Source organism: Curtobacterium sp. MCBA15_013 (assembly GCF_001865095.1).
Taxonomy (GTDB): domain Bacteria; phylum Actinomycetota; class Actinomycetes; order Actinomycetales; family Microbacteriaceae; genus Curtobacterium.
Genome location: NZ_MJGQ01000002.1, coordinates 64,515 through 76,197 on the forward strand (window position 1 = coordinate 64,515; position 11,683 = coordinate 76,197).

General features: G+C 71.9%; 8 protein-coding genes. 4 read left to right on the plus strand and 4 right to left on the minus strand.

What is annotated here, in order from left to right; translation table 11 throughout:
- The first annotated feature begins 36 nt into the window (after positions 1 to 36).
- Positions 37 to 309, plus strand: coding sequence for a mycoredoxin (locus BIV01_RS19585; protein ID WP_070416538.1), 273 nt, complete (start codon positions 37 to 39; stop codon positions 307 to 309).
- 119 nt (positions 310 to 428) lie between these two features.
- Here BIV01_RS19585 and BIV01_RS01360 read toward each other — a convergent pair whose 3' ends face one another.
- Together BIV01_RS01360 and BIV01_RS01365 are read right to left on the minus strand one after the other, a co-directional pair.
- A complete protein-coding gene (locus tag BIV01_RS01360; protein WP_071301693.1) occupies positions 429 to 2,558 on the minus strand; it encodes a DEAD/DEAH box helicase in 2,130 nt (709 codons plus the stop codon).
- A gap of 465 nt (positions 2,559 to 3,023) precedes the next feature.
- On the minus strand, positions 3,024 to 4,268 hold the full coding sequence (locus BIV01_RS01365) for an aminoglycoside phosphotransferase family protein (protein WP_071295406.1): 1,245 nt from the start codon (positions 4,266 to 4,268) through the stop codon (positions 3,024 to 3,026).
- A gap of 80 nt (positions 4,269 to 4,348) precedes the next feature.
- Here BIV01_RS01365 and BIV01_RS01370 point away from each other — a divergent pair, with 80 nt between their 5' ends.
- Positions 4,349 to 5,443 (plus strand): FUSC family protein, encoded by a 1,095-nt coding sequence (locus BIV01_RS01370; RefSeq protein WP_071295495.1) that lies wholly within the window; start codon positions 4,349 to 4,351, stop codon positions 5,441 to 5,443.
- 88 nt (positions 5,444 to 5,531) lie between these two features.
- On the opposite strand, the gene BIV01_RS01375 is transcribed toward BIV01_RS01370, so the two are convergent.
- Positions 5,532 to 5,831, minus strand: coding sequence for a hypothetical protein (locus BIV01_RS01375; RefSeq protein WP_139199160.1), 300 nt, complete (start codon positions 5,829 to 5,831; stop codon positions 5,532 to 5,534).
- Positions 5,832 to 6,047: 216 nt separating this feature from the next.
- On the opposite strand from BIV01_RS01375, the gene BIV01_RS01380 reads away from it, so the two are divergent.
- Complete coding sequence (locus BIV01_RS01380) at positions 6,048 to 6,725, plus strand: response regulator transcription factor (protein ID WP_070416542.1); 678 nt, start codon at positions 6,048 to 6,050, stop codon at positions 6,723 to 6,725.
- Complete coding sequence (locus BIV01_RS01385) at positions 6,722 to 8,206, plus strand: sensor histidine kinase (protein WP_083413697.1); 1,485 nt, start codon at positions 6,722 to 6,724, stop codon at positions 8,204 to 8,206. The genes BIV01_RS01380 and BIV01_RS01385 overlap by 4 nt, the downstream gene beginning before the upstream one ends.
- Before the next feature lie 8 nt (positions 8,207 to 8,214).
- Here BIV01_RS01385 and BIV01_RS01390 read toward each other — a convergent pair whose 3' ends face one another.
- The gene (locus BIV01_RS01390; protein WP_071295405.1) at positions 8,215 to 11,679 is read right to left on the minus strand and encodes an error-prone DNA polymerase; all 3,465 of its coding nucleotides are present in this window, start codon (positions 11,677 to 11,679) and stop codon (positions 8,215 to 8,217) included.
- Between the last annotated feature and the right edge of the window lie 4 nt (positions 11,680 to 11,683).

Here is an 11,683-nt window from a genome sequence, read left to right on the forward strand (position 1 = left end):
CCGTGTTCCCCGAACCGGCGGGGTTAGCCTGAGCACATGAGCGAGACGATCACCCGCGACGCGTTCGTGCCGGAGGCCGGCGCCGTCACGATGTTCACGACCAGCTGGTGCGGCTACTGCGCGCGCCTGAAGAACCAGATGTCCAAGGCCGGGGTCCCCTACCGCGAGGTCGACATCGAGCAGACGCCCGGCACGGCCGAACTCGTCGCCGAGGTCAACGGCGGCAACCAGACCGTGCCGACGCTGGTGTTCCCCGACGGCAGCACGGCGACGAACCCCTCGCTCGCCGAGGTCCAGTCGCGCATCTGACGCCGCGGAGCCCCGCACAACCGAAGTCCGTCCGAACCGCGCGATCGCGTGGTTCGGACGGACTTCCGTTGTGCGAGAGACATGCGCGCCACGCGCCGCACGCGCCGCACGCGCCGGCCCTAGCCGCGCTCCAGTGCCTCGGTCAGCAGCGCCGCCATCGCGTCGAGCTGGATGTCGCCGGAGTCGACGATCTCCTCGTCCGAGCCGTCGAGCGCGCGGGCGGCCAGGGACGCCTTCGAGTCGATGAGCTCGGCGATCTTGGTATCGATCGTCTGGGCGGCGATGATGCGCCACGCCGTGACGGGCTCCTCCTGCCCGATGCGGTGCACGCGGTCGATCGCCTGGGTCTGCTCGGCGCTCGTCCACGACAGCTCGGCGAGCACGACGTTCGACGACACCTGCAGGTTCAGGCCGACGCCCGCCGCGGTGAGCGAGCAGACGATCACGGCGACGTCGGGGTCGTTCACGAACGAGTCGATCTCGGCCGTGCGCTGCGCCGGCGTCTGGTCGCCCCGGACCGTCGCGGTGCGGAGGTGTCGACGAGCGAACACCTCTTCCGCCTGGTCCATGACGTCGAGGTGCTTCGCGAAGAACACGACCTTGCCGACGTTCGAGGCGAGCTGCGCCGCGTAGTCCGCCGCGAGCTGTGCCTTGGCCCGACCGATGCGCCGCACCATCGAGAACACGTTCTCCCCGGTCGGCGAGGCGTCCTGGTCCTCGAGCTCCCAGCGCGCGACCTGGCGGACGAGCTTGTGGTCGATGCCGACGACCGGGTCCTGCCCGGTGCGGGCGTCGAGCGCCTGGTGGTACCGCTTGACGAGCTTCGCGGTGAGCTCGCGCTCGGCGTCGCGGATCGAGCGGCCGACCTCGTCGTCGAGTTCGACGGGGATGTCGGCGATCCGACGTGCCGGGATGTCCGCGGCGACGTCGACCTTGCGGCGCCGGACGATGCCCTGGTCGATGACGGCCTTGCGGGCCTCGACGAAGAACCCGGGGTCGGCCGGCGTCAGGCCGATCTCCTCGAGCTCGTTCATGAGCTTGGCGCGCGGCTTCTTGTCGTCGATCCAGCCGAGGTACTCCCAGATGGTGCGGAAGTCCTCGACCGAGTTGATCAGCGGCGTACCGGTGAGTGCCATCAGCAGCGGCGACGAGGTGCGCGACCGGATCGCCTCGGCGAGCTGCAGCACGAACTTCGAGCGCTGCGAGTCCTTGTTCTTGATGAAGTGCGCCTCGTCGACGACCATGCCCTTGAACCCGAAGTTCCCGAGCCAGCCGGCGTGCCGGTCGAGGATCTCGTAGTTCACGATGACGATGTCGGCGAACCCGTCGAGGTCGTCCCCGTCGCCGTGGATGACCGTGGCGGTGCGGTTCGGGACCCAGCGGGCGGCCTCGCGCTTCCAGTTCGTCTTGACGACGTTCGGCACGACGACCAGCAGCGGGAAGGCGTTCGCGGCCTCGGCGGCGAGGAGCGACTGCGCGGTCTTGCCGAGGCCGGGCTCGTCGGCGAGCAGGAACGTGCGGTGGCCCTGCGCCGCGGCGGCGATGAGCTCCGCCTGGTGCTTCATGAGCGTGGTGCCCGATCGCGAGTGCAGCGTCGTGGGCTCCGGCAGCGGCATCGTCGCCGCTCCCCCGCCCGCGCCGTACTCGAACGACTTGAAGAGCGGGCCGAACAGCTCCCAGTTCGCCAGGCGACGCGGGTGCGCGACGGGCTGGTCGGCGAGCGCGAAGTCCGGCGGCAGGAACGGGTTCGCGAGCTGTCGCTGCACGACCGCCTGCGGCACGACCGCACGCACCGGGCTCTCCACCGTCGGCGAGGGCTCCGCCGCGATGACGAGTTCCTCGGGCTGCAGTTCCATGCCACCCGCGATCATCATGTCGCGCTTCACGGTGCGGGTCGTCTCGCTGACCGACGCCTCTTCCGTGAGGAGCTGGATCACGCTCGTGTCCCGCGCCGCGGTCTTCGCGAGGATCGTCGCGACGCCGTCGAGCCGCTTGAGCTGCTCGGCGCGCTGCGAGTCGGTGAGTTCGGTGTCCGCCTTGACCCGTGCGCGTTCCTCGCGCATGAGCAGGGCGACCGCCTGGAACTTCGAACGGTTCGACGCCTTGAGCGGTCCACGCTGCGCCGCCGCCTCGACCTCGCGCACGGCGCGGGCGAGCACGGGGATGACGCCGTCGTTGTCGAGCGGCCTGGTGCGACGCGACGCGGTCCGCGTCCCGCCGGCTGCTCGCCGGGTGCCTGATCGAGCCAACGCTCCTCCTGTTCCGCCCGTTCGTGCGGGCGAGCCGCCCCGCGGGGCGGAAGTCCTGAACCGGCGCCTGGCACGGCTCCGGTGTTCCGGGGGCCACCGTGGCCCACCGCTTCGCCGGTCCCCGTCCGGGGGACGTGGAGTCCCGCGGACCGTTCCCATCGCGGCCACCGGGTGGGGCCGGATGCGACGGTCCGCGCCGGGATCCGGCGCCGTCACACGCACGTGATGCCCCCTCGGAGCGATCACGGACCCGGTTCCCACGTCGGTCAAGTGACCGACTGCTGCGTCCGGAATCGACGCGGCACGCGGGAACGCGGTGCGTGCGCGCTCAGTTTACTCCCCGACCACCGACGGAGGCGACTCGACGACGCCCGCGCGAGTCGCGCCTCCTGGATCCGCCTGCTGTCGGGTCCAGGAGGCGCGGTGCGGACCCGTCCCGCGACCGGCGTCGCGCAGGTGGTCGCGTCAGGCCTGTGGTGCGGAGCGCGGGCGGAGGAGGCCGTCGGACGGGACGATCGGCGTCGCCTCGGCGAGGGCCGCCTGCGTCGCCGCCAGCAGCTGCTCCGCCGTGTGGATGCCGTTCGCGGAACCGGTCGTGGCCTGGCCGCCGGCGTGCGCGAGCAGTTGCGCGCCGATCGCCGGGCCGATCCGGTCCGACTGGTCGGGGTTGCGCGCGATCCAGTCGCGCGCGACGGCGTCGGCGAGGCGTTCGGCGGCCGCCCCGCGCTCCGCGTCGCCGCGCGACCGGTGCCACAGCCCCGTGACGACGAGGTGCGCCACCACGGCACCGATGTCGCGCACCGGGTAGCCCCAGCCCGCCGTGTCGATGTCGAGCAGGCCGGAGATGCGCCACGGCTCGTCCTCGTCGACGAAGACCTGCTCGAGGTGCAGGTCGCCGTGCACGACCTGCTTCGTCGCGGTCGCCCAGCCGATCGAGCGTCGTCCGATGGCGTCGTAGAGCGCGTCGATCTCCTCGGCGTCCTGCGGCAGCGCGGCGACGAGGGTGCGGCGGTGCCAGTCGGCGTGGTCCATCGCGTCGGCGCGGGCCTGCTGCGTCATCGGGACCGTCGCGATCCGCCCGGTGAGCGCCGCGAGGGAGGCCACGAAGCGCGGGTCGTCCGCGATCTCGAGGATGCGGCTGCCGGCGGGGACCCCGCGGATGCGTTCGAGGACGAGCAGACCGTCCCCACGGCTCGACAGCACCCGCGGCACCGGCAGTCCGGCGGCGACGAACTGCTCGTGCGACTTCTCGATCGGGGCCACCCGGTGCGGACGCACGACCTTGAGGAAGAGGGTCCCCTCGGCGGCGTCGACCCGCACCACGGCACGCTTGCCCGGTCGGTACGCCGCGACCGTGAGGGTCGGGTCGGTGACCGGCATGCCGAGCGTCGTGAGGAGCTCGGCGACGGCGTCGCGGTAGGTCACCTGGGGCAGCACCGGCAGCCCGGGGTCGTTCGGGTACGCCCACACCGAGACCGGCTCGCCCGTCGCGGGGTCGGTGACGATCGCGCTGTTCTGGTCGTGGGTCCCGCCCGTGTCGACGTAGGTCAGGACCGTGGCGCGCTGGCCGTTGCGGTCCACGGTGTCGACCTCGTACCCGTACAGGTAGCCGTTGCCCGAGGGTTCGACCGAGTGCGCGCGTGCGGCCACCACGGAGGTCCCGGAGCCGGCGAAGGCCTGCGGGATGACGCGCTCATGGTTGGGCCACACGAGACCAGTCAACCGGACGGGGCGGGATTCGTCGCGTTCGTGCACGGCTCGGCGCGCGCACCGTGGCTACGGTGGTCGTCGTGAACCCGGTCGCGCGTCTCCGCAGCTCCAGTCGCACGCCGTTCCTGCAGGTCGTCAAGACCGCGGTCGCGGTGGTCGCCGCCGTGCTGCTGTGCCGGGTGCTCATCGACGGCCCGTTCCCGACCTTCGCCGCGATCGCCGCGCTGCTCGTGGTGCAGCCGAGCATCAACCAGTCGTTCGTGAAGGGACTCGAGCGCAGCGCCGGGGTCGTCCTCGGGGTCGTGCTCGCCACCGGGTTCCACCTGCTGCTCGGCGACACCGTGTGGGTCGTGCTGCTGGTCATCGTGCTCGCCATCCTCATCGCGTGGGCCCTGCGGCTCACCCCGACCTCGGCGACGCAGGTCGGCATCAGCGGCATGCTCGTGCTGACCGCGGGCGTCGTCACGCCGAACTACTCGGCCGACCGGATCCTCGAGACCGTCCTCGGAGCGATCGTCGCCCTCATCGTGAACGCGCTCATCGTGCCGCCGGTGCTGCTCGGTCCGGCGCACCTCGCGGTCGCACGGCTCGCCCGGGACACCGCCGCCGCGTTCGAGCGGGTGGCGATCGGGCTCACCGAGGGGTGGGACCAGGACCGCTGGCACGAGGCGCTCCTGCAGGCCCGGGCGCTCCGGCAGCAGCACGCCCGCGCCGAGGCGTCGCTCACCGCGGCCCGGGAGTCCCTCACGATGAACCCGCGCGGCGGCCGGCACCGGACCGTCCTCGACGAGGACATCGTCGTGGCCGAACACCTGCGTGTGCTCGTCACCCGGGTCACCGGCATGACCCGGGCGATCCAGGACAACACGGCGCCCGACCTCCGGGCCGACCCCGTCGTCGGGAGCATCGCCACCGAGGTCGCCCGGATCGCGGCCGACGTCCGGGCGCTCAGTGCCCGGGTCGCCGCGAAGGAGGTGCCCGTGTCGACCGCCGCGTCCCCTCGGCCCCGGTGGTCGGTGCCGACGTCGCCGCAGCACGACGAGGACGTCGCGGAGCCGGCACTCACGGCGCCGCTCGAGGTGATCCAGCCGAACTCGCGGCACTGGATCCTGATCGGGGCGCTGCTCGAGGACATCCGGCGCGTGCGCGAGGAGCTGCTCGGCGAGGACGACTGACGCGGAACGTGGGCGGGCGCGTGCGCGTGCGCGCTCGTGGCGCGTCAGCGTGCGGCCGGCACCGCCTTGCTCACCGGCACGTGGCGCGTCAGCGTGCGGCGGACGCTGCCTCGGCCGCGGAGTGCACGATGTCGTCCCAGATCGTCGCCGTCGGCACGGTCGAGTCGCTCGAGACGACCTCGACGCTCGCGAACCGGCTGATCTCGGCCACGACGGCATCGGCCCCCGCGGCACGAGCAGCGACGCTCGCGATGTCCGGGACCGCCGCCCGGAGCTCGGCGACCACACGGTCGCGGCTGTCGTCCTCCATGTCACCGAGCACGCCGATGCCCTTCCAAGCGGCGTCGAGCTCGGCACGCAGACGGACGAGGGCCGGGTGTTCCGGCATGTCGTTCATGGTGCCCCCACTGCGGATGTGACGTCGGGTACGCCGCTTCCGGTGCGCGAGCATAGCAACGAAGCAAGCAGTCCTCACGTCCCACGAACGGGGGACAGACCGTTCTACCTGTCCGACCGCCGTGACTGTGACGAGATTCAGCGAGTTCAGCCGTGGGATCTCCCGCATGTACAGGTTCGATGCCACGATGGGGTCGAGGAGGTCGCTATGCGCCTGTTGGTGGTCGAGGACGATGACGAGATGCGCGCGCTCATGGAACGTGGGCTCGCGGCAGAGGGGTACCGCGTCACCGCGGTCGAGAACGGGGTCGAGGCGCTGATCGCGCTCGGCGACCAGGCGTTCGACCTGGCCGTCGTGGACGTCATGATGCCCGGCATGTCCGGCTTCGAGCTCGCCCGCCGCATCCGCGAGCGCGAGGACCCGGTCCGGATCCTCCTCGTGACCGCGCGGGACGCCGTGGACGACCGCGTGTTCGGCCTCGACGCCGGCGCCGACGACTACCTCACGAAGCCGTTCGCCTTCGCCGAGCTCACCGCTCGGCTCCGTGCCCTCGGTCGTCGCGAGTCCGCCGGCGCCCCGCGCACCATCGAGGTGGGCGACGTCGCGATCGACTCCGAGGCCCGTCGCATCCTGATCAAGGGCCAGCGGGTCGCCGTGAGCCCCACCGAGTTCGCGCTCCTCCGGCTGCTCGCACGGTCGGTGGGCACCGTGGTCGACCGCCCGAAGATCCTCGAAGAGGTCTGGGACGGCTCGCAGCACGTCGACCCGAACGTCGTCGAGCAGTACATCTCGTACCTCCGCAAGAAGCTGACCTCGCACGAGGCGACGGTCGCGATCTCCACCGTGCGCGGCCGCGGCTACCGGCTCGATCTGCTCGGAGCGTGACCGGTTCCGGGCGTGGCCTGATCCGTCCGCTGCGGAACCTGTCGCTCCGCGCTCGGATCACCATCGGGTCCACGGCGATCGCGGCGGTGGTCATCGTGCTGCTCGTGCTCGTCATGCGGTTCCAGGTCGTCAGCGTCGTCGCGAGTGCCACGCGCACGCTGCTCGACGCGGACGCCGACCCGTACGTGGCCACGCTCGAGGTCGACAGCGATCCCGACCTGTCCCCGCCGGGCAACGCGCAGCTCGTGGCCGTGGTCTCGCCGTCCGGTGACATCGCCCTGTCGACCATGCCGCCCCGCGTCGAGCGCGCGCTCGGCAGCCTCACCGAGACGAAGGCCGGGACGTCCCTCATCCGGGTCGCCGGCTCGGAGTACCGCGTCGTCGTCGAGCACCCCGTCAACCAGGCGGGTCGGTGGACGGTCGTGGCGGCCCGCAACTCGCAGGCCGAGGCGATCGTCGTCGACGACCTGACCTCGACGCTGTCGCTCACCGGCCTCGCGATCCTGGTCGCGTTCGGCATCGCCTCGTGGGTGCTCGCGACCGCCGCCCTGCGCCCGGTGAACCGGATGCGCCGCGAGGCCGAGCGCCTCTCCGTCGCCCCCGAACGCGCCGAACTGCCGGTCGGTCCTGCCCAGGACGAACTCGCCTCGCTGGCGACGACCCTCAACGCCTTCCTCGCCCGCACGCGCCAGGCCACCGAACGCGAGCGCCAGATGGTCTCGGACGCGAGCCACGAACTCCGCACGCCCCTCGCGATCCTGACGACCCAGCTCGACCTGGCGTCCCTCGACGGGGACGACGCGGCCGCCCTCGCCGCCCACATCGAGCGCGCGAAGCTCAGCGTCGCGCGGCTGTCCCGCCTGGCGAACGACCTGCTCGCGCTGTCCCGCATCGAGGAGTCCGAGCGCCGCGAACAGGACGGTGCCGAGCAGCAGCCCACGGGCTGGTCGGACCTCGGCGACGAGGTCATGAGTGCCGTCGACCGCGTCCGGCTCATCGCGTCCGCCAAGGACATCACCGTCGACTTCGACCTGGAGTCCCCGGTCGCCGTCGGGGGTTCCGGCCCGGGCATCGGCGGCGGCACCGTGGAACCGCGGTACCGACTCGACACCGGTGGCATGGCGCAGCTCGTCACGAACATCGCCGGCAACGCGGTCTCGGCACTCCCCCGCGGCGGCGGCGTCTTCGTCTCGTGGCGCAGTGCCGGCGGCGAGGGGATCCTGCAGATCACGGACGACGGCCCCGGTGTGCCGGAGTCGTTCATCCCCGTCGCCTTCGACCGGTTCACCCGCCCCGACGAGGCCCGGAAGTCCCGCCCGAACCCGGACCCCGCGACCGGCACGATCCCCCTGCCGGGTGGTTCCGGACTCGGGCTCGCGATCGTGCGGGCCGTGGCGGAGCGTGCGGGCGGGACGGCGTCGCTCCGGAACGTGCGGTCCGGTGGGCTCGAGGTCACGATCCGCATCCCCGAGGTGCAGTAGCCGGTCGGTCACTGGAAGTCCCTCGACCGGGTGCGGACCGACAGGGACAGGTGTTCGATCCGGTCGGCCACCAGGTTCACGACCCCGTCCGGCGACCGCTCGAGGATCCCCCGCACGATCACGGCCGGCGCCTCGCGCGCGACCCGTCGGTACCGCCCCCACACGCCGACGCTGCAGATCACGTTCACCAGCCCGGTCTCGTCCTCGACGTTCATGAACGTGATGCCGGACGCCGTCGCCGGACGCTGCCGGTGCGTCACGATCCCCCCGACCTCGACCCGCCGTCCGGTCTCGGCCGTCGCGGTGTCCTGGACGCTGAGCACCCCGCGGGCCACGAGGCCACCACGGACGTGCCGCACGGGATGGTCGTCCGTCGTCATCCCCGTCGACCACATGTCCGCGATGAGGACGTCACCGCTGGTCATCTGCCCGAACAGCGGCGGCTGCACCGTCACCTGGGTGTCGGGCAGCTGGTCGGGACGCTCGGCCGCGGCCTGTGCTGCCGACCACATCCCACCGCGCCGGTCGACCCCGATCGACGCGAAGGCGTCGGCGGCGGCGAGCGCCTCGAGCTGCGCCGTGGTCAGGCCGACACGGCGAGCGAGGTCGGACATGTCGGTGAAGGGACCGTGGGCATCCCGCTCGGCGACGATCTTCTCGGCGCTCTTCCGGCCGAGCGAGGAGACCTCGGCCAACCCGAGACGGACCGCGAAGGCGCCGTCCCGCCGGTGCCGCGCCGTGTCGTCGGGCGTGGCCTTGTCGAACGGCAGCACCGGGGGCTGTTCCTCGGCCAGGCAGTCGTCGTGACCCGTCGCGTGGACGTGCGCCGCGCCTCCTGGACCGCCGTCGGCGTCGTCGTCGGCGGCGTCGTCGTGCAGCGGCTCCAACGTGGCGTCCACGCCGGAGCGCAGGATGTCCGGTCGCAGGACGGTGACCCCGTGCCGACGGGCGTCGGCCACCAGGGTCTGGGGTGAGTAGAACCCCATCGGCTGCGCACGGAGCAGCGCGGCGAGGAAGGCTCCGGGGTAGTGCAGCCGCATCCACGCGCTCGCGTAGACGATGAGCGCGAAGCTGATGGAGTGGCTCTCCGCGAAGCCGAAGTTCGCGAACGCCTGGATCTTGGCGTAGATGGCGTCGGCGTCCTCGCCGTGGATGTCGTTCGCGGCCATCCCGGCGTAGAGCTTCTCGCGGAGCCGGTCGATCTTCTCGTGCCCGCGCTTCGACCCCATCGCACGCCGGAGCAGGTCGGCGTCGTCCCCCGAGCACCCGCCCACCGCGATCGCCATCTGCATGAGTTGTTCCTGGAAGAGCGGGACGCCGAGGGTCCGCTCGAGCACGGGTTCGAGCGACGGGTGGATGTACGTGATCGGCTCTTCGCCCGTGCGCCGCCGGATGTACGGGTGGACTGCACCGCCCTGGATCGGCCCGGGGCGCACCAGGGCGACCTCGATCACGAGGTCGTAGAAGCGCCGCGGCAGCAGTCGGGGCAGCGTCCCCATCTGCGCTCGGGACTCCACCTGGAACACCCCGATGGTGTCCGCGCGGCACAGCTGGTCGTAGACGCCCTGTTCCTCCTTCGGGATGGAGTGCATGTCCCACCGCTCCCCGCAGTGCTCGTCGGCGAGGTCGAACGAGTACTGCAGCGCGGCGAGCATGCCGAGCCCGAGCATGTCGAACTTCACGAGCCCCATGTAGGCGCAGTCGTCCTTGTCCCACTGCAGCACCGTCCGACCGTCCATGCGGGCGTGCTCGATCGGTACGACCTCGCCCACGGGCCGGTCGGTGAGGACCATGCCGCCGGAGTGGATGCCGAGGTGCCGGGGGAACCCGAGCACCTGCTGCGCCATGTCGACCACGGTGTCGGGGATGTCGTGGTCTTGGCTCTCGGTCACCGAGCCCCAGCGTTCGACCTGCTTCGACCAGGCGTCCTGCTGCCCGGGGCTGTGGCCGAGCGCCTTCGCCATGTCCCGCACGGCGCCCTTCGGCCGGTAGGTGATGACGTTCGCGACCTGTGCGGCGTTGAACCGGCCGTACTTCTCGTAGACGTACTGGATGACCTCTTCACGCCGGTCGGAGTCGAAGTCGACGTCGATGTCGGGTTCCTCGTCGCGCATGGCCGACAGGAAGCGTTCGAACGGCAGCCCGTAGCGGATCGAGTCGACCGCGGTGATCTCGAGCAGGTAGCAGACCGCCGAGTTCGCCGCCGAGCCGCGGCCCTGGCAGAGGATGCCGCGCTCACGGGCGTACTGCACCATGTCCCGCACGATGAGGAAGTAGCCGGGGAAGTCCTTGTCCTCGATCACCGAGAGCTCGCGTTCGATGCGCTCGCGCTTCTGCGGGTCGACACCATCGGCACTGCCGGGGTAGAACCGGCGGGCGCCGCGCCAGGTGAGCTCCCGCAGCCAGGACATCGTGGTGTGCCCGTCGGGGACGTCGATGTCGGGCAACCCGGGCTTGACCGTCTTCAGCCGGAACCCGAGCTCGTCGGCGAGTTCGACGCTGTGCTCGATCGCCCCGGGGTAGCGGGCGAACCGCCGGGTCATCTCGGCCCCCGAGCGGAGGTGGGCCGTCGGTGCGGCCGGCAGCCACCCGTCGATCTCGTCGAGACTGCGGCGGGCCCGGACCGCGGCGAGCGCCGTCGCCACCGGGAAGCGGTCCGGGGTGGCGTAGTGCACGTTGCCCGTGGCCACCGTGGGCAGCGCGTGCTTCGCGGCGAGGGCGGCCAGGACGTCGTTCCGCGCGGTGTCCATCGGGTCGCCGTGGTCGGTGAGCTCGACGACGACCCCCGCCGTGCCGAACCGGTCGAGCAGGGCGCGCAGGGCGTCCTCGGCCGCGGACTCGCCCCCGCGCTCGAGCGCCTGCCGGACGGCCCCCTTGCGGCACCCGGTCAGGACGCGCCAGTGCCCGTCCGATCGTGCTGCGAGGTCGTCGAGGTCGTACCGGGGTCGTCCCTTCTCGGCGCCGGCGGCCAGGTGCGCCCGGGTGACGGCACCGGCGAGCCGGTGGTACCCGTCCTGCCCGTCCGCCAGCAGGAGCAGGTGCGTGCCCTCGGGGTCGGGTACGCCGTTCTGCGGTTCGGTCAACCCGAGGGACAGCTCGGTGCCGTACACCGTGGCGACGGTCGGGTATGCCTCGGCCACCTCGGCCATGCGCGCGGCACCGTAGAAACCGTCGTGGTCGGTGAGGGCGAGCCCGTGCAGGTGCAACCGAGCGGCCTCTTCGAAGAGCTGTTCCGGGCCGCTCGCGCCGTCGAGGAAGCTGAACGTCGAGTGCGCGTGCAGCTCGGCGTACGGCACGACCGGCACGTTCGTGTCGTCGGCCACCGGCGGGGTCGTCGGCGCGTAGGGCTCGCGCTTGCGGGACCACGCGGGGCTGTCCCCGCCGTCGCCGTCGTGCGTGCTGCCGGGGCTCCGCTTGTCGGACAGCGCACGTTCGAACTGGGACCACGGGATCGGCGGGTTGCTGTACCCCATCAGT

What these genes read in the sequence shown, in the direction of transcription:
- BIV01_RS01390 (WP_071295405.1), bottom strand. Translation starts at nt 11,679, where the DNA reads ATGGGGTACAGCAACCCGCCGATCCCGTGGTCCCAGTTCGAACGTGCG.
- BIV01_RS19585 (WP_070416538.1), top strand. Translation starts at nt 37, where the DNA reads ATGAGCGAGACGATCACCCGCGACGCGTTCGTGCCGGAGGCCGGCGCC.
- BIV01_RS01380 (WP_070416542.1), top strand. Translation starts at nt 6,048, where the DNA reads ATGCGCCTGTTGGTGGTCGAGGACGATGACGAGATGCGCGCGCTCATG.
- BIV01_RS01375 (WP_139199160.1), bottom strand. Translation starts at nt 5,831, where the DNA reads ATGCCGGAACACCCGGCCCTCGTCCGTCTGCGTGCCGAGCTCGACGCC.